Annotated in this window: 23 protein-coding genes and 3 pseudogenes; 1 reads left to right on the forward strand and 25 read right to left on the reverse strand. The window is 41.6% G+C overall.

Annotation, left to right across the window (positions count from 1 at the left end; all coding sequences use genetic code 11):
• Positions 1–438: 438 nt before the first annotated feature.
• The 9 genes from clpB to ACQY1X_RS13790 form a co-directional block, all read right to left on the reverse strand.
• Entirely contained in the window at positions 439–3,057 is a 2,619-nt protein-coding gene (clpB, locus tag ACQY1X_RS13750; protein WP_069474593.1) for an ATP-dependent chaperone ClpB, read from the reverse strand.
• 716 nt (positions 3,058–3,773) lie between these two features.
• Positions 3,774–3,983: a DUF6887 family protein gene (locus tag ACQY1X_RS13755; RefSeq protein WP_002734197.1), complete on the reverse strand. Its 210-nt coding sequence runs from the start codon at positions 3,981–3,983 to the stop codon at positions 3,774–3,776.
• An 81-nt stretch (positions 3,984–4,064) separates the two neighbouring features.
• Positions 4,065–4,337 carry a type II toxin-antitoxin system RelE family toxin gene (locus ACQY1X_RS13760; protein ID WP_430014787.1) on the reverse strand — a complete coding sequence of 91 codons (273 nt, stop codon included), beginning with the start codon at positions 4,335–4,337 and terminating at the stop codon, positions 4,065–4,067.
• Complete coding sequence (locus tag ACQY1X_RS13765) at positions 4,324–4,536, reverse strand: hypothetical protein (RefSeq protein ID WP_430014788.1); 213 nt, start codon at positions 4,534–4,536, stop codon at positions 4,324–4,326. Before ACQY1X_RS13765 ends, ACQY1X_RS13760 begins: the two co-directional genes overlap by 14 nt.
• A complete protein-coding gene (locus ACQY1X_RS13770; protein ID WP_287637626.1) occupies positions 4,530–4,730 on the reverse strand; it encodes a hypothetical protein in 201 nt (66 codons plus the stop codon). Before ACQY1X_RS13770 ends, ACQY1X_RS13765 begins: the two co-directional genes overlap by 7 nt.
• Positions 4,731–4,891: 161 nt before the next feature.
• Positions 4,892–5,098, reverse strand: coding sequence for a type II toxin-antitoxin system HicB family antitoxin (locus ACQY1X_RS13775; protein ID WP_002769524.1), 207 nt, complete (start codon positions 5,096–5,098; stop codon positions 4,892–4,894).
• Positions 5,098–5,310 (reverse strand): type II toxin-antitoxin system HicA family toxin, encoded by a 213-nt coding sequence (locus ACQY1X_RS13780; protein ID WP_016516386.1) that lies wholly within the window; start codon positions 5,308–5,310, stop codon positions 5,098–5,100. The genes ACQY1X_RS13775 and ACQY1X_RS13780 overlap by 1 nt, the downstream gene beginning before the upstream one ends.
• A 34-nt stretch (positions 5,311–5,344) precedes the next feature.
• Positions 5,345–6,817 carry a GUN4 domain-containing protein gene (locus ACQY1X_RS13785; RefSeq protein ID WP_430014789.1) on the reverse strand — a complete coding sequence of 491 codons (1,473 nt, stop codon included), beginning with the start codon at positions 6,815–6,817 and terminating at the stop codon, positions 5,345–5,347.
• Complete coding sequence (locus ACQY1X_RS13790; RefSeq protein WP_123230070.1) at positions 6,817–7,203, reverse strand: Pepco domain-containing protein; 387 nt, start codon at positions 7,201–7,203, stop codon at positions 6,817–6,819. Before ACQY1X_RS13790 ends, ACQY1X_RS13785 begins: the two co-directional genes overlap by 1 nt.
• A gap of 284 nt (positions 7,204–7,487) precedes the next feature.
• Between ACQY1X_RS13790 and ACQY1X_RS13795 the strand changes: the two genes are divergently transcribed.
• Positions 7,488–8,138, forward strand: a complete 651-nt coding sequence (locus ACQY1X_RS13795; RefSeq protein ID WP_430012955.1) for a restriction endonuclease subunit R — start codon at positions 7,488–7,490, stop codon at positions 8,136–8,138.
• Positions 8,139–8,247: 109 nt separating this feature from the next.
• On the opposite strand, the gene ACQY1X_RS13800 is transcribed toward ACQY1X_RS13795, so the two are convergent.
• The 16 genes and pseudogenes from ACQY1X_RS13800 to ACQY1X_RS13875 form a co-directional block, all read right to left on the reverse strand.
• Positions 8,248–9,243, reverse strand: coding sequence for a DNA cytosine methyltransferase (locus ACQY1X_RS13800; RefSeq protein ID WP_430012956.1), 996 nt, complete (start codon positions 9,241–9,243; stop codon positions 8,248–8,250).
• A gap of 210 nt (positions 9,244–9,453) precedes the next feature.
• Positions 9,454–9,690, reverse strand: coding sequence for a DUF4926 domain-containing protein (locus ACQY1X_RS13805; RefSeq protein WP_002731660.1), 237 nt, complete (start codon positions 9,688–9,690; stop codon positions 9,454–9,456).
• 12 nt (positions 9,691–9,702) lie between these two features.
• Entirely contained in the window at positions 9,703–10,023 is a 321-nt protein-coding gene (locus ACQY1X_RS13810) for a DUF6883 domain-containing protein (RefSeq protein ID WP_024968524.1), read from the reverse strand.
• Between the two features lie 49 nt (positions 10,024–10,072).
• Entirely contained in the window at positions 10,073–10,219 is a 147-nt protein-coding gene (locus ACQY1X_RS13815) for a hypothetical protein (protein WP_238560409.1), read from the reverse strand.
• Positions 10,194–10,448 (reverse strand): annotated as a pseudogene (locus ACQY1X_RS13820) (hypothetical protein). Before ACQY1X_RS13820 ends, ACQY1X_RS13815 begins: the two are co-directional and overlap by 26 nt.
• A gap of 36 nt (positions 10,449–10,484) precedes the next feature.
• Complete coding sequence (locus ACQY1X_RS13825) at positions 10,485–10,706, reverse strand: DUF2283 domain-containing protein (protein ID WP_002769518.1); 222 nt, start codon at positions 10,704–10,706, stop codon at positions 10,485–10,487.
• A 413-nt stretch (positions 10,707–11,119) separates the two neighbouring features.
• The gene (locus tag ACQY1X_RS13830; RefSeq protein WP_002733650.1) at positions 11,120–11,494 is read right to left on the reverse strand and encodes a DUF5615 family PIN-like protein; all 375 of its coding nucleotides are present in this window, start codon (positions 11,492–11,494) and stop codon (positions 11,120–11,122) included.
• Positions 11,491–11,724, reverse strand: a complete 234-nt coding sequence (locus ACQY1X_RS13835) for a DUF433 domain-containing protein (RefSeq protein WP_002775448.1) — start codon at positions 11,722–11,724, stop codon at positions 11,491–11,493. Before ACQY1X_RS13835 ends, ACQY1X_RS13830 begins: the two co-directional genes overlap by 4 nt.
• Positions 11,725–11,887: 163 nt before the next feature.
• Positions 11,888–12,304, reverse strand: coding sequence for an aspartyl protease family protein (locus ACQY1X_RS13840; RefSeq protein ID WP_002733137.1), 417 nt, complete (start codon positions 12,302–12,304; stop codon positions 11,888–11,890).
• A gap of 407 nt (positions 12,305–12,711) precedes the next feature.
• Positions 12,712–12,918, reverse strand: coding sequence for a type II toxin-antitoxin system HicB family antitoxin (locus ACQY1X_RS13845; RefSeq protein ID WP_002769524.1), 207 nt, complete (start codon positions 12,916–12,918; stop codon positions 12,712–12,714).
• Positions 12,918–13,130, reverse strand: a complete 213-nt coding sequence (locus ACQY1X_RS13850; protein WP_430012958.1) for a type II toxin-antitoxin system HicA family toxin — start codon at positions 13,128–13,130, stop codon at positions 12,918–12,920. Before ACQY1X_RS13850 ends, ACQY1X_RS13845 begins: the two co-directional genes overlap by 1 nt.
• A gap of 48 nt (positions 13,131–13,178) precedes the next feature.
• A complete protein-coding gene (locus ACQY1X_RS13855; protein ID WP_430012959.1) occupies positions 13,179–14,606 on the reverse strand; it encodes a GUN4 domain-containing protein in 1,428 nt (475 codons plus the stop codon).
• Between the two features lie 173 nt (positions 14,607–14,779).
• The gene (locus tag ACQY1X_RS13860; RefSeq protein WP_322096481.1) at positions 14,780–14,869 is read right to left on the reverse strand and encodes a 4-Cys prefix domain-containing protein; all 90 of its coding nucleotides are present in this window, start codon (positions 14,867–14,869) and stop codon (positions 14,780–14,782) included.
• Between the two features lie 136 nt (positions 14,870–15,005).
• Positions 15,006–15,071: pseudogene (locus tag ACQY1X_RS13865) on the reverse strand (4-Cys prefix domain-containing protein); the annotation flags it as partial.
• Positions 15,072–15,268: 197 nt separating this feature from the next.
• A pseudogene (locus tag ACQY1X_RS13870) lies at positions 15,269–15,334 on the reverse strand (4-Cys prefix domain-containing protein); the annotation flags it as partial.
• A 158-nt stretch (positions 15,335–15,492) separates the two neighbouring features.
• Positions 15,493–17,604, reverse strand: a complete 2,112-nt coding sequence (locus ACQY1X_RS13875; RefSeq protein ID WP_430012960.1) for a TIGR00300 family protein — start codon at positions 17,602–17,604, stop codon at positions 15,493–15,495.
• Positions 17,605–17,799: the final 195 nt, after the last annotated feature.

Genomic DNA, 17,799 nt, shown 5'->3' on the forward strand with positions numbered 1-17,799 from the left:
GCGACTTTTTACCCGGCCAAGCTTTTCTGGTCGGAACCCCCTAAGCCGAGTTTTCAAGGTGCTGCGCCGTCCACTTGGTTTTCGAGACTGGCCTTTTAATTCTAACGTAAAGCCAACCTAGAACGGCGGGGTTTCAGACCCAAAATTTCCGATGATCGCTGCCTGTAAACTGAAAGAGGCCAATATCACGATCTAGGGTTTGCTGAAAAAGTCCCCAGGGGGAATTTAGGAGCCACACAGTTGGCAAAATGGTAGTTTCGTGGCTTAGTTTCTCAATTTCATCTGGCGAGCGCTTTGCGTTCGTCTCCGGAAAGTGCAAGGTTTTAAAGTCCCTCGGATCGATTTCTCAACGTTTGTCTCTGGGACTTTTTTGACTAAAAAAGTCCCAAAACCGTTTTCTAGTAAGGCTTCTAGTAATTTTCAGCCAACCCTACTTAATTAAGCAGTTACTACCGGGGAAGCTAACCGTTTAAAGGTCAATCTTTCATCGGCCACATCGACAAAAATCGTGTCTCCCCCTTTAAATTCGCCGCGCAGAATTGCCTTAGCGATCGGAGTTTCCACATATCTTTGTACTGCCCGTTTTAGGGGTCGCGCACCGTACACTGGATCGTAACCAATTTCTGCTAGATAATCGAGGGCAATATCGGCAAGTTTCAGGGCTAATTTTTGTTCCATCAAGCGATCGCTGAGATTGGCTGTCTGTAGTTTGACAATCGATCGCAGTTGCGCTTTTTGTAAACTATGGAAAATGATCGTTTCATCGATACGATTGAGAAATTCGGGACGGAAACTATTCCGCATTGCTTCCATCACTCGTGCCTGCATTTCCTCGTAACGAGACTCATCACCAGCCACGTCTAAAATGTATTGAGAACCGATATTACTGGTCATAATAATGATGGTATTTTTGAAATCAACCAGATGACCTTGAGAGTCGGTTAAGCGCCCATCGTCAAGGATTTGTAACATAACGTTAAAAACGTCGGGATGGGCTTTTTCAATCTCATCAAAGAGGATGACAGAGTAGGGACGACGCCGGATTGCCTCGGTTAATTGGCCTCCTTCATCGTAGCCGACGTATCCCGGAGGCGCACCCATGAGACGGGAAACGCTGTGTTTTTCCATGTATTCCGACATATCGATGCGAACTAGAGCCTCTTCCGTGTCAAAGAGATTGCGTGCTAGAGCTTTCGCTAATTCTGTCTTACCAACACCCGTCGGACCGAGAAAAATAAAGCTGGCCGTGGGACGGTTGGGATCTGATAAACCAGCGCGGGAACGTTGAATCGCTTCGGCTACGGCTGTGACCGCTTCCTCTTGACCGATGACACTTTCGTGTAATTCGTCTTCCAGATTGAGGAGTTTTTCTTTTTCCGATTCGATTAATTTATTGAGAGGAATTCCCGTCCATTTCGAGATAATTTCGGCGATATCCGATTCGAGAACTTCTTCCCTTAATAAACTTTTACCAGTGGTTTGTTTGTCGGCCAATTGGGTTTCTAGGGCGGACATTTGCCGCTGCAGATCGGTTAATTTTCCGAACTTTAATTCGGCGGCACGATTATAGTCATAATCTCGTTCGGCCTGTTGAATTTCTAGATTAACTTGTTCGATCGCTTCTTTAACTCCACGAACTCTATCGATAATCTCTTTTTCTCCTTGCCATTGGGCATTTAATCCCGATTGTTCTTCCTTGAGGTTAGCCAGTTCTTTTTCTAACTTTTCTAACCGTTCTCGCGAAGCTGGATCGTACTCCCGTTGTAGGGAAAGTCTTTCCATTTCTAACTGGAGAATTTTGCGATCAATTTCATCGAGTTCTTCCGGTTTAGAAGTGATTTCCATTTTCAATTTGGCCGCTGCTTCATCAACTAAATCAATGGCCTTATCGGGCAAAAAGCGATCGCTAATATAACGATTAGAAAGCAGTGCCGCTGCCACTAAAGCATTATCAGCAATTTTTACGCCATGATGCACCTCATAACGTTCTTTAAGACCGCGAAGAATCGAAATAGTATCGACCACATTTGGTTCATCTACTAAAACCTCTTGGAAGCGTCTTTCTAACGCCGCATCTTTTTCGATATATTTGCGGTATTCATCGAGGGTAGTAGCCCCAATACAACGCAATTCACCCCGGGCTAACATTGGTTTTAATAAATTGCCCGCATCCATTGCCCCTTGAGTGGCTCCCGCACCGACAACGGTATGAATTTCGTCAATAAACATGATGATATTGCCTTGGGAATCGGTGACTTCCTTGAGGACAGCTTTTAATCTTTCCTCAAACTCTCCGCGATATTTTGCTCCCGCAATTAAGCCGCCTAAATCGAGAGAAATGAGAGTCCGATCTAAAAGAGATTCTGGCACATCGCGGTTAATAATCCGCTGGGCTAATCCTTCGACAATGGCGGTTTTTCCTACTCCCGGTTCCCCGATTAAAACCGGGTTATTTTTAGTCCGACGCGAGAGGATCTGAATGGTGCGACGGATTTCGTCATCTCGTCCAATTACTGGGTCTAATTTACCTTCCCGTGCCAATTGGGTTAGATCCCGTCCGTATTTTTCTAGGGCTTCGTATTTGCCTTCTGGATTCTGATCGGTCACTTTTTGACTACCTCTGACTTGTTGAATAATTTCTTTGAGTTTGTTTTCGGTAAGTCCGAATTCTTGAAAAATATTTTTCCCGAAGCGATCATCTTTAGCGTAACCTAAAATTAAATGCTCGATCGAGATAAAGTCATCTCCAAATTCTCGGCGATAATTTTCCGCTCGATCGAGTAAACTATCTAAACTACGACCTAAATAAATCGAGTCGCCGGGGTTAGAGATTTTCGGTTGACGACGGATAAAGTCATCGGTTCGATCCCGCAAACGGGCTAGACTAATATTAGCTTTACTAAAGACACTGCCCGCTAATCCCTCCTGTTCAAGAAGGGCTTTCATTAGATGTTCGCTTTCGATTTGTTGCTGGCTGTTCTGTTTGGCAATGTCCGGCGTTTTGACGATTGCCTCCCAAGCTTTTTCTGTAAATTGTTGTGGATTGGTTGGCTGCATTTTCTATAAGAGATTACTTTTATACTCTAGAGATTATTCTAGATTGACCAGTTCGTCGGCTCCTAGGGGCTTACCGTACCTAGTTAAGGGGGATTTCCCCTCAATGGTGCGATTTAAGAGGCTAAAGTTTCAAGTTTATAAGCTGTCAGGGATTTAAACTGCGTCTTGGAAATTTTAGTACAAATGTTCAAACTCTCAACCAAGCTAAAATCTTAATTATTGAAGATGTCCACTGATTACTAGAGTTCTTGCATAATTAATTTTGCTTAGGTACTTACTAAATCCGGTTATTAAAGACTGATTATTTATTCCTCCTCTTGCCTATCCTGATATGTAGCCTATACTCAACGGATTTAGTATTACCTAGCACAGTTGAGACAATCACAGTTACAGTAGCGGCTGCAATTAAGCTAAATGCTAACTGAACTACCCATTGTGTAGCTTTTTGATAGTTATCGAATTTTTAGTTAAATTGCTCAAGTTACTTTTTTAATTCTCGTAACTCAGTGAGTATCTGTTGTTGGTTGTCTTGAGTATCCTCAGTTGTCAATGTCATGGGAAATTCAAGGGTTTGTACTGTTTGCTATTTCAGATCATAATCTATCTTGATTGATAACCCACGATGATTAAAGTTAGCGGTGCGTTACACTACGTTAAAGCACCCTACAAAATCGGCGATCGCAATTTTTCGATAATAATCGCATAACGCACGATTTCTATTCCTCAATTATTTGATTTAATTTTTCCTTGAAAATCGTTTCTATTTCTTTATAGGACATCGTTTGAGGTGCGGGATAGTTAAACCCGTCTTTTTTTCGGCTTAATAATACTTCTAGTGCTTCACTAAAAATAGCTTCTTCGTTTCGATGTTCCGAAAGATACTGACGGAGTTCTGCGTTAGTCATTTCCGAAGGTGATTTTTTCATAATTCAAAGTTCCAATTTCCCTGTTCATCGATTAAAATGATTAGAAAGTAATTGACAGATAAAGATAGCGGTATTTTTCTATCAAGGAAAAGTTTTGTAAATTTCTCTACGATGTGCGACTCGTTGACAGATGATGGTTTGATTGGGTTTATCAATAGTCAGGCCAATCCTATAATCTGCAACTCTAATTTTATATTTATCTTTATGTCCTTTCATTTTATCGAGATAGTCTAATTCAAAAGGATTGTCAGTTTCTAACTGGTAAAATACGATCAACTCAATACGAGATTGTATGTGCTTTGGCAAGGAGGTTAATTCTTTTAAAAATCTCTTGTTGTATTCAACCTTCCACATTTTTCTTTTTAAGCGATTCTAAATATTGTAAGGCTTTTTCTTTGTCTAGGATTTGATCATTTTCAACTTCTTCGATGAGTTTTCCTAGTCCGTAATCCTCTAGGATTTCTTCGATTTTTTCAAATTCAGCAATGGGAATCTGAACGGCAATCGGCTTTTGATCTTTGTCTAATACATAGCTTTTGTTAATTTCTAGCATTTGGTTCTCTCAATAGTATCATTTTCGCTATTTTTTGTCATGTTTTGGGCGGTATTTAACCGAACTAATTTTCTACCACTTTTCGCTTGTCTCTCCCTCCAATCGGCGCAAATCGCTTTTATATCGTAGTTGAAAGACTTGGCGTGTTCTTCTCTAATCTTATGAATTTCTTCGAGTATTTCATCTTCGCACATGGCTCATTCTCCCATTAACTCGTAAGGTGTACAGATTAGCGGTAATTTGTAGCCGAAATCCGCGCATATATTGAGAAGTTTTTTCTGAATTTGAGCATTAGTAATATGTTTACAGTTCCATGTTAACAGATAAAAGTCGCGGACAGGATGCAGGTGATCGGTTACGCTTCGATATACTGGCAATAGGTGGCTGGTTGGGGAATTGGCAGCCCTTCCTCTTGTAATCCATCTAGATGAAATTGAATTGCTTCTTTCATATTTTCTGCGATTTCCTCTAGGGTTTTACCTGTAGTAACACAACCGGGTAAATCAGGAACATAAGCGGAATAGTTATTTTCAGCTTTTTCGATAATAATCGCGTAACGCATTAGTTATTGTCTCCTTCTTCTAGATATTTATTCAATTGAGCTTGTTTGAAAATACTCCGTAAAGTCTTAATCGCTAAATCATCGGATGGCTTACCCGGAACAGTAACTAAACCTGATTTCAGAGAATGTTTGAATTGTCGGTGGCTTCCCCTTGTTCTCGATAAATACCATCCATCTTGTTCTAGTAATCTAATTACATCTCTAACTTTCATGTTATATCTGATTCTTAAAAATTGGCTGTTACCTTTATATGTTACATTTTACAAGTCTCGACGCGAGAGAAGAAATCCCAAACCCGCCGCAGTACAAACCCACGCATAACACACCCGGGAGGTGTCCTAGGGGTGCTTTTAGGTCAAAAGTAACATCTTTGTAGTATATCCAGATATTATTCACTCGCCAGCCTACTCTATCTCCGAAAGCGTTCCAAACTCTTTCATTATACTCCCGCGTCCCACCGAGTTCGCGGTAGATTTTCGCCTGCACGGAAAAACCAAAGCGACCGCCACTATATTTAACCCATAATTGGTCAATGGTTCGCAAATCCTCGCAGGGAAAATTATCGATATCCTCTCCCTGTAGCCATCCCTCTTTTGTTCTATTGGCAGCCTGTAGCATCACTGTTGCGGTTTCTTCGTCCGCTTGCTTCCATTGCTGCCGTTTTAATAAATCTTCTAAGTCTCGATAATCGATTCCTTTGGCGCTTTTTAGTTCGATTTCTGGCGGTGCTGCGGGTTTCGGGGTTTCTGTTATCGTTTTCGCCGACTCACCATTTATCGGTTCCGTTTTAGGGGAAGGTGGTACGGGTTGTTGTGCTAATTTTCGATTAATTCTGTCGTAATCTTGCCAGTATTTAGGTCTGGTTGTATCCAAAGCCAGAACTCGTCTCATCAACTGTCGCGCTTCCTCTAGCTTTCCCTCCACTTCCAACTCTAAAGCTTCCACTCGCAATAACTCTATATCGGGAGTCTTTGCCTGTTTCGGTAACAGAATCAGATGATTTTTATAATGCGGTTCGACAATAGAATGGAGGGTTTGCGGGGGTTTGTTGTGTTGTCGGTTGATTTCTGGAATCCTTTCGCGGAGACGATTACAGAGTCTTTCTACCGTAGCGCAGTTATTTTCCCCTTGGATTCGTAAAGCCTCTAGAAGTGAATAGGTAAAGGAACCCTGTTGTAGTTCGGGAATTTCGTAGGATTCCTCCGTCGGACTACAGGAAGCGATGGTTATCACTCCCTGTTGCTTTTGCCAGCCTACGGATTTATTGCTAAAATCGTTCTCGTTGCGACAGGCATCGAGAAAGAGAATGATATTATCTGCACCACATCTCCGTAAACGTTGGGTAACGTAATTGAGGGGAATGGTCGTCTGTTCGATTAAGGTCGGGTGTCCCTCGCTGGGAACGAGGTAATCCTGTCCCTGATGGCGTAATCCGTGACCACTGAAGAAAAACCAGAAATTATCGCCGGTTTCTAAGCGTTGCGACTCGAAAAAGTCTTGCAGGAAAGCCATTAGGTTTGTGTACGTCGGTTTCGTCTCCTGTTGGGAACCATTCGGCGCGGTTATTGGGTCAGACTCATCGGTAAACAGGAAAACTTCGTCAAAATTAATTTCGTCACGACAATAACGCGCCATCTCTACCGCGTCCTGCTTGGCACATTTGAGCGGTTTCAAGCGTTTGTATTGATTTATCCCGATAAATAATCCCCAGTTCGTCATTAGTCTGCGGTCGGTGTGTTTTTCTCGTCTCGCTTGAATTTTAAGGTTAATCCGCCTTTGGTGCCGGTCTTAATCCCCGTCCCTAATAATTTTACTTCACCTTCCCCGGTAATCTCTACGCAAAGCTCTACTTCATCGAGTTTAAAGCCGGTTTGTTGGTTGACCTGTTTCTGTGCTTGATTGAAGACTTTGCCGATAAGCTGGAGAAAATGGGATAGTTCTGTCTCTAGCTTCTCTATGCTCACTTTTACGCCACGAGTCGCAGCTTCGGTGATAATTTTCTTCGTGTCCCAGGGATTGTCATAGGTGTCGTTTCCTTTGGCATCTTTATCGGGGGTGACGGGGGTATCTTCTGCGGTGATAATCCAAATAGTTTCTTCTGGCATAGCGCTCTCGTTTTTCGGCAATGGTTCTCCTTTATTATTCTAGTTACCCATTGCTAACTCACCTATAGAGATAGGGGTTAATAGTCCCAAAAAAGGCCGACGAGTGTAAAGTGCGTTAGAAGGCAACCAATTCTTTTAAAAAACCAACATTAACAATCCGCACCCCACCCAGCAACTTTATTGTTAAATTTATGTTTCTGTCTTGGCTTATTTTGTTAGCAAGAACAGCCGAGAAACCTATTTTCCGCTACAATCGGAACAGCGCTGTACTGCTTGCTCAATCAATGCTGACCCTCAAAACGAGTAAACTAACCCTTGCGGATGTTCAACGTCATCTCCATTTCCAAGAAAAGCTTGAGGATGTTTCATTTACAGAGCTTTTAACATTGGAAACCGTCAGCGACGCAGAAAAATTAGAACTTGTTCAAATCCGCAACGATTTTCGACCCTATTTGATGGAAGATAAAGCATCAGAAGGACAAGTTAAAGTTTTAACCCTATTTCCCCTATTGTGGTTAGCGGGTTTTTATCGTTATCCGATTAAGATTAGGGTTGAAGAAGGGATTGATAATATTATCCTTGTGGATGAAGATAAAACTATTAGCGGATGGTTTGATATTGTCACGGTGAATAATTCGATAGCAACTGTCAATGATATCCCTTTTTGGATTTTAGTCATTGAAGCTAAAGAGAGTGGAATCGAAGTGCGTCAGGGATTACCTCAATTATTGACTTATGCCTACAATAGCTTAGAAAGACAACCCTCAGTTTGGGGATTAGCGACTAATGGCTTACAATATATGTTCGTCTATCTCAGACAAGAAACTAACCCCACTTATCAGATAATGCCAGAACTTAATTTAATGTATCCTGAATCAGCAATTAATCTGCTCCAAATTCTCAAGGCAATGGGTCAGCTAATTTTAGAGATATAAATTAGGACTCAAACAAGCTATAATCTCCTAGTATTTTACTGTCTATATAGGGAATTAAAAGCGTCTTGAATAATTACCACTATCTAAAACTCCTAAGTCAAAAATAAACTTAATTAAGGTGTCGATTGAACGAGAATGAATTAGTTGATGCTTGCTCAATATCTAACCAAGACTCGATTACAGAATTAACCACAGCAGCTACGCAGGAAATCGCTACACTATTACCGGTTAATTTTCGCATAGTTTGATAACTGCCGACAATTTGATAATCATCGGGAAAACCTTGTAAACGGAGCATTTCTCTTGCTGTTAAGCGTCTTTTCCCATCCACTAACAAATAATTATAGGATGCTCCTGCTCGCAAGGCACAGGAATAGGGATAAGCGCTGACATTTCCTCCTTTATTTTCGTGCCAGATAGTCGGTTCACTATAAGGTTTTTTTCCCTCTCTTTTCAGCAGGCGACTTTTTTGAATTTTTTCGGAAGCATAATAAAAATCCGAAACATTTTCCTCTAAGATTTCTGTTAAACTTGTTCTAGATAAAGCTGGTTTTGGCCAGATAAAACCCCTAGTTTCTCGGAAACCAACGATAAAAATCCGTTCCCGTTTTTGCGGTAAACCAAAATTAAGCGCATTCAAAACCCGATAATCGGTATAGTAATCTAAATCTTGTAAAGTATCGAGAATAACTTGCAAGGTTTTTCCCTGTTGATGTCCCTGCAATTGCTTGACATTTTCCAGAATAAATGCTGCGGGTTGTTTGGCTTTTAAAATGCGAGCAATCTCAAAAAATAGCGTGCCTCTGGTATCTTCAAATCCCTTTAAATTACCACAAATACTAAAGGGTTGACAGGGAAATCCCGCCATTAAAATATCATGATTGGGAATATCTAGGGCAGCGATTTCGGTAATATCTCCCCGGGGTTGGTCGCCAAAATTAGCCTGATAAATTGCCTGAGCATCTTTATCTATATCACAGGAAAAAACACAATCAGATTCTAAGTTTTTTTGGCGACAAACTTGTTCAATCGCCACTCGAAACCCTCCCAAACCACAAAAGAGGTCAATAAAACGAATTTTTTTACTATCTTTCAGGAGATTCATCGATAGTTGAGATTGTAGCGATAGGGATATTATCTTTGATTTTAACTTATTCAAATTTCACCAAAGAGCGGACGGTAAATATTTCATTGGCGCTTGAGAGTAACAAACTGAAAACAGTCGTCATCCCTGGAGACATACACAAAAAAATGATGGTGGGTTAAGCTTCTTGAACCTCAGTTTTCTAGGAAATCACAGCGAAGAATAACAGAATTATATAATTTGAAATTCATCCTGTTTAAGATTTTGAATTGATTCAATCTTGGAAACTTCTACAGCGATAACTGTATAGGCTTTTCCCTGATTATTTAACACTTCTAAAACATAGCCATCCTCTTGGCCTTCGGGTCGAGGACAATAATCCACGATAATCGCGTGAGTGCCACGAGACAAATTAGATTCTGGCAAATCTTCGGTTAATTGAACTTCGGAAAACATATCAAATTTCATAGTCTAACTCTTTTAATCTGGTAATAAAGTCACAAATCTTGTTTCTTTCGTAAGTGAGTCGATAATCCAATAGGTAGAGACTCGTAAGTTTATCCCGTTCACCCCTTGTAAAAGTCCTTTAATTTCATAAATATCACCGAACTTTGTTTGTTTATTTAAGGTGGCCTCGTTGAGAAGAATACGTCTTAAATCTTGTTCCAATACCTGCCAGTTGTCTAAATTATATCCTGCTTGTGCCAGAAAGCCTGATTTATCATCTTTGGGTTGTAAAACTAGCAAATACCGGGTTAATTTAGCTGGTGGGATTGTCGCATTGGGATTTAAATAAGGCATTTATATTGTAATTTAGCCAATTTCTTTATAGACTTCTATAAAATAGATTTTACAGTATATGCGGGCAGTATTGCCAGGCTTTTTCTTTGTCTAGGATTTGATCATTTTCAACTTCTTCGATGAGTTTTCCTAGTCCGTAATCCTCTAGGATTTCTTCGATTTTTTCAAATTCAGCAATGGGAATCTGAACAGCAATCGGCTAGGGATTCTAGATTTGATAACTGCGGTGGATGATTAGCATTCCATGCCAGAGCTTGATCTAATTTTTCTCGAAAAGGCGATCAATTTATCCAGTCTTCATTTACAGGAGAGCGATCGATTAAATTTTGATAAAACTCATTCCACAGTTGACCCCATTCTTTTATATCGATAACAACTGCTGTTTTTTCTCCTGTTTCATCGACAATATACTGAATACCTTTCATGATTTAAATTGTTGTGAGATGGATATTAATCGATAACTATATTTTAATCGATTCACGAGAAGATATGGATTTTGCCAGTTCTTGTCTAGCATCTTCCGATAGAGAACAACCAAAATCTAGAATCTCGATTAAAACTAACTGATCGTCCTCGGAATAATGTAATATTGTTTTCCCTTCCTCCTCTGCGTAAGCAATTGGATTATTGTTTAACTCAATTAATAAAGCATCCACATCTGGGCTATAGTGTATCTTGTTCATATCGGGATATCCTACCAGGGTAAAGGGTGATGATTAAGAAAAAAGCACTGAATTCTCGATAAACTACTCGAATCACTAAATTATCATTGAACTTTTTTTGTGCGATTCGCTTGTTGTCTTCAGAGATTTCTATTTTGTCAGGAAATTGTACAGTTTCGAGGATAAATTCAGGAGTGATAAAAATTCCACGAGCGGATAGCAAATTCAATTTGATTCTAGAATGCTCACTAAATCGAACTTCTTTCATTTATCCAACCAATATTATATCGGCAACCTGTGACAGGCATCGAAACCCTATCAATTTTTTCGATAATAATCGCATAACGCACGATTTCTATTACTCAATTATTTGATTTAATTTTTCCTTGAAAATCGTTTCTACTTCTTTGTCTGACATCGTTTGAGGTGCGGGTTCATCGAATTGGAAGTTTACGAACACGCACAGAGTCATCGCTGATAGTAATTGCCGCACCTTCTGTCAGTTCCGTTTCCACAGTCAGTAAAACATCTAGAAGCCTTTGAGCAACTACATCAGGTCTGGCAGAAGATAACCGTAATGTAATCAAGCTAGGCAGTCCATAATTATTGAGGGCTACCAGCAGGGAAAAGTCTAAGTCTTGTGTTAAAATAACTTGACCTTCCACTCTGGCAAGTTCCAAAATCTCCGCGTCGGCAGCAGTGGCAGGTAAAAAGTCTGTAGTGCGTACTATGTCGTAGCCCTGTAACCTTAAAGCCGCAACTGTCAAAGGGGAGATATGAACATCAGCCAGTAAACGCAGACTACTCATGCCGAAGTGAAGCTAACGATATAATCGGATACAGCCCAAGCTGCATAATTAAGAGCCTGACGAATATCTTCCTCCTCTAACTCTGGATAAGCCTCTAAGACTTCCTGAATAGATAACTGACTAGCCAACAGTTTCAGAACAAATCCCACAGTGATACGCATTCCTCGAATCGTTGGCTGTCCAAGACATATTTGTGGATTAACGGTAATACGGTCTAGCTCTTTAATCACTGTGGAACTCCTGAGATAAACTCCTCTTATATTGTTACATACAGCAATGAATTGTTATCGCTTTAACTCTTGTGTCGGCAATGAATTGGCAATTAATCAGAATTAATCTCAGGTGCGTTACGCCATCGGGCGCACCCTACAAAATCGGCGATCGCAGTGTATTTTAGGATTTAGGGCAGATTTCAAAAACAAGTTGTGAACGATAGAAGCAGACATCAAATTCTAGAAAAAAATTCATCCGACCCAGTAGTAAAGGTGTATCATCAGACAAGCTCCAAGCAAAAACCAGCCGAACTGGGTTGAAATTACCAATCTGTGCCGAAACCAGTAAACCTCGCGCCTCGATCGAAGCCAAATTACCAGCTAAGATGACAGAGGTTGTCTGCTCTTCCCAAATCGCACCAAGTTGAACTCCAGCGCTGTACGGTAAGACATTAACACTTGCACCCGTGTCTAACAGTGCTGAAAACTCTACCGATCTATCTTGGTATGTCAGAGATATAGGTAGTTGAGGCAAGGCATCGGGGACACCAAACCCATCGAATCCTTCGGTAAAGTTAAATCGTTGGGCGTTACGCATTGTGCGTTGCTTGTTCCGAATCTAGGAGTTGAGCAAGTTTCTGCGCCGCTGCGTGTGAATTAAGCGGCGACGAGAGTAAATATGTTGCTCCTGGCTGTAGGCTTGGCTCCTCGTCTTTACTTAGTTCTGCGATCAGAAATTGCATCACCTTCAACTTGTCTGCACGAGGCAGACTTCTCAAAGTAGGGAATAGCTCTGCTATAGTCATCTGGCTTAGAGGATTGCATTACCTTTCCATTTTCTCATAAAGCTATCTATTCACCGTGGAAATTTATCATAACTGAGCCATTTTCGATCCAGTATTGTTTCGTTCCACCCCACCTACAAGATCTGAATTTGAGCGTTGGCAATATGTTTACAGTTCCATGTTAACAGATAAAAGTTGCGGACAGGATGCAGGTGATCGGTTACGCTTCGATATACTGGCAATAGGTGGCTGGTTGGGGAATTGGCAGCCCTTCCTCTTGTAATCCATCTAGATGAAATTGAATTGCTTCTTTCATATTTTCTGCGATTTCCTCTAGGGTTTTACCTGTAGTAACACAACCGGGTAAATCGGGAACATAAGCGGAATAGTTATTTTCAGCTTTTTCGATAATAATCGCGTAACGCATTAGTTATTGTCTCCTTCTTCTAGATATTTATTCAATTGAGCTTGTTTGAAAATACTCCGTAAAGTCTTAATCGCTAAATCATCGGACAGCTTACCCGGAACAGTAACTAAACCTGATTTCAGAAAATGTTTGAATTGTCGGTGGCTTCCCCTTGTTCTCGATAAATACCATCCATCTTGTTCTAGTAATCTAATTACATCTCTAACTTTCATGTTATATCTGATTCTTAAAAATTGGCTGTAACCTTTATATGTTACATTTTAAAAGTCTCGACGCGAGAGAAGAAATACTCCTTCCCCCCCCAGCACCCAGCAAAACACCCCTCCAGCAAAAACACCCGCAGGGAGGTGTCCTAGGGGTGCTTTTAGGTCAAAAGTAACATCCTCCAGTGATATCCAGCTATCATTCACTCGCCAGCCTACTCTATCTCCGAAAGCGTCCCAAACTCTTTCATTATACTCCCGCGTCCCACCGAGTTCGCGGTAGATTTTCGCCTGCACGGAAAAACCAAAGCGACCGCCACTATATTTAACCCATAATTGGTCAATGGTTCGCAAATCCTCGCAGGGAAAATTATCGATATCTTCTACCCGTAGCCATCCCTCTTTTGTTCGGTTAGCTACCTGTAGCATCACTCTTGCAGTTTCCTCGTCCGCTTCTTTCCATTGCTGCCGTTTCAGTAAATCTTCTAATTTCCGATAATCGATTCCTTTGGCACTTTTAAGCTGAATAGATGGGGGAGTTTGGGGAACGGAAATAACGGGATTAACGGGTTTTTGAATAGTTGTCTGGGGTATAGAAACCGATGTTTTTATCTGCAAAGCTTGCAACACTTCCGAAGCGGATTGATAGCGTTTTTTCGTGCCAAACTCGATTAATTTATCCAGAATATTCCCTGAATCATTACTAACAGGATTATTAACCAACCACTGTCGCCATACCCATTGGTGTTCCCCCCCATCGAATAAATCAAAGGGAGATATTCCAGTTAATAAATAAATGCAAGTTACACCCAAACTATACAAATCACTGGCATTAACTGCCTTACCATTTCCCTGTTCTGGTGCGATGTATTCCGCAGAACCGATAATTGTTCCCGTCATGGAACGATTTAAAGGACTGACAAATTTTGCTGCGCCAAAGTCCACTAAAATCAATTTATTATCGCTTTTTCTGCGAATAATATTTTCGGGTTTAATGTCGCGATGAATTACTTGTTTACTATGAATAAATTCTAGAATCGGTAAAATCTCTGACAAAAGATGTTTAATTTTGGCTTCGTTAAATACTCCTTCCTCTTTTAATTCTTGTTCGAGATTTTGTCCTTCGATATATTCCTGAACGAGATATTGTCGCCCGTCATTAGCGGTAAAATAGGCGTAAAGTTCGGGGATTTGTGGGTATCTTCCCAAACTATCTAAACGAATCGCTTCTTCTTTAAATAATTCTGCTGCTTTTTGTAAAGTTCCTGTTCCCTGTGCTGACGGGAAAAATTGTTTAATCACACAATAGGGTTTTGAAGGTTTATCCTCATCTATCGCTTGAAATGTTTTACCAAAACCCCCTTGACCGATTAATTTTAGCGCTCGATAACGTTCTCTGAGCAGTAATTGAGAACCGCACTTATGACAGAATTTATCCGTGGGGGTGTTTTTGTGCGAACAATCGGGATTGAGACAGAGACTCATAGCCGTTTGACAAGTATGGGAAGATTAACACTTATTATAGAAAAAGAGGTGACAGGTAGCAATTATTGTAGGTTGGGTTGACGCAAGGAAACCCAACAAAGAGTAACCTTTGGGGTGGTTGGGTTTCGCTTTTTCAGTCGAATTAAGCCATTTTCGACCCAGTATTGTTTCGCTCAACCCAACCTACGAGGCTCTATCTTATGACAGAATTTATCCGTGGGGGTGTTTTTGTGCGAACAATCGGGATTGAGACAGAGACTCATAGCCGTTTGACAAGTATGGGAAGATTAACACTTATTATAGAGTAACCTTTGGGGTGGTTGGGTTTCGCTTTTTCAGTCGAATTAAGCCATTTTCGACCCAGTATTGTTTCGCTCAACCCAACCTACGAGGCTCTATCTTATGACAGAATTTATCCGTGGGGGTGTTTTTGTGCGAACAATCGGGATTGAGACAGAGACTCATAGCCGTTTGACAAGTATGGAAAGATTAACACTTATTATAGAAAAAGAGGTGACAGGTAGCAATTATTGTAGGTTGGGTTGACGCAAGGAAACCCAACAAAGAGTAACCTTTGGGGTGGTTGGGTTTCGCTTTTTCAGTCGAATTAAGCCATTTTCGACCCAGTATTGTTTCGCTCAACCCAACCTACGAGGCTCTATCTTATGACAGAATTTATCCGTGGGGGTGTTTTGGTGCGAACAATCGGGATTGAGACAGAGACTCATGGCTGTTTGACAAGTATGGGAAGATAAGCCCTATTATACAAAAAGAAAGCAAGCTAGGGCGACTCTAGTGGGCAAATTTTCTCTGATAATTGGTTGAAAATATCGATAAAAATAGGTGAGTTAGCAAAGCGTAACCCACCCGATATCTATTTGCGGTTTTAAACCGTTTCTACCAAGGGACGGGTTAACTTATCCAACTGTTGGGTTAACAGACTCAGGAATAAACCCACATCGGTGACGATACCCACGGATTCTACAGAACCTCGATCGCTTAATTTTGTCACCACGGCCGGGTTAATATCAACACAGACCATTTTCACCCCCGCCGGTGTCATATTGCCCACACCGATGGAATGGAGCATACTAGAGAGCATGAGAATCATGTCTGCACCTTGAATTAAGCGCGAATATTCTTCCTGTGCTTTAATTAAATCCATCTCCGTATCCGGAAGCGGACCATCATCGCGAATTGAACCAGCTAGACTGAAGGGGACATTATTCTTGACGCATTCATACATTACACCTTTTGTCAATACCCCGGCCGATACAGCTTTGGCGATGCTGCCGTGGCGACGGATGAGGTTGATAATCTTGAGGTGGTGACGATGGCCACCGCGCACGGGGATGCCTTTCTGCATATCTACCCCTAAAGAAGTACCCATGATCGCCTGTTCCATGTCGTGAACTGCGATCGCATTTCCCCCCAGTAAAGCGTGAACGTAACCATCGCGGATTAAACGGGAGAGATGTTGCGCTCCTCCAGTGTGAATGACCACGGGACCTGCCGTTACTACCACTTTACCGCCCTGGTCGCGAATTTTACGCATTTCCCAGGCAATCTGCTCCACGGTTAACTCGACTCGGCGCTCGCTGGAAACCCCCGCACCCATAAAGGTAAATTCCTGGGTGCTGTTGCGTTGTTCCCTGGATTCCGCCTGTCGGATAGTACGGATGCCCTCAACTCCCACCATAACGCGATCGCCAGCTTTTAAATCCCGCAGCAGAGTACATTTCGCCGTTTTGCCTTCCGGACTTTCAGTGACGACGATGGCTGCATCCATGCGTTGATTTTCCACCCGCACCCATTCACAGTTAACCCGCACTTCCGTGGGATAGATGGTGCTGACATAAAAATCATCGGGAGCGACCCCATCTTGAGCGACAATGGCGGTATTGACATCACAGATTTCTTGGGGACGAGCGGCCGCACCGAGGTCGATCAATTGTACCATGATCTCCTCCATTACCTCGTGAGAGGGTGCAGAAACGCGCACTTCGGCCGAGGAGGTACTTTGGCGCTCAATCCCTAAGGTGAAGTTTAAAACCTTGAAGCTGCCCCCATTTCCCACCACAACATCGAGAGCTTTATTCATAATTCCCGCGTCGAGCAGATGACCTTCTAGCTGGAGAATGCGACTTTCAATGGTGACATTAGCGTGATGGTCTGGAATTAAGGGTTCGGTGGTACGCAGGGTTAAACATTTGGCGGCTCCTCCTGCTTTTAAGAACTCCGTCAGGGGAGTTTGTACCACTTCAAAGCTTTTTGACGCTAACTTATGTTGTAAATCGTCACTAATTTTATTCATGACGATTACTTGACCAATATTTACTGCATTACAAGCAAAGTTAACCGCATCGGCTTCTTCAACGATAATGCGTTTTTCTTCGGGAATTTTTAACTCAATTAACCGATTAGAATAGGCATCAAAAGCATCGGGATAGTAGAGTAGATAACCGCCACTAAGGGGACAAAAACAGGTATCAAGGTGATAGAAACGTTCATCGATTAAACGTAGGGATAAAACCTCGATATCGAGCCATTTAGCGATTAAAGGGTGGGAATCTAACTCAGTTCTGAAGCCATATCCTGCCCATAACCAACGTCCTTCCCGATCTAATAATGCGTCTCCTGCACCTTCAAAGGGTAAATCTTTGGGCAGTTCGTGAACTGTAAAACCGTTATCTTCAAACCACTGTTTAAAATAGGGTTCTTCTCCCTGTCTTTCTTTGTGTAAAAAGCGACTGAGAACGACTATTTTTTCCAGAACTAAACCTGCATTAGCGGTAAAAACCATGTCGGGCCAGCCTTTTTCTGGTGGGACTAAATCCACGAGCGCCCGATCTTTGAGAACATGATAAAGCTGCTGCCATTGTTGCCTAGCTTTTTCCTGGGAAGATTTGTGAATGTTGCCCTCCATCCAAGGATTAATCACATAATCCACATCGTAATGATCGGGAGAACACATCAAAAAGCGAATAGTTTCAGTCATATTTTTTGACAATGAATATTCAGTATAAGTAGTCTGGAGATAAGTTTAGACCAACCTTCCATTATACTCCACTTTGCCCCGAAATGTCACTAGGCCTAAGATTAGGACAATTCCCGTTCTACAAGCTAAAAACAGCCCGGTTTTAGCCGATAACTGACGGCTAGAAGCTTAAATTATTGTAAATCCTGATGTTTA

The organism is Microcystis protocystis FBCC-A270 (assembly GCF_050500235.1).
GTDB classification, from domain to species: domain Bacteria; phylum Cyanobacteriota; class Cyanobacteriia; order Cyanobacteriales; family Microcystaceae; genus Microcystis; species Microcystis ichthyoblabe_A.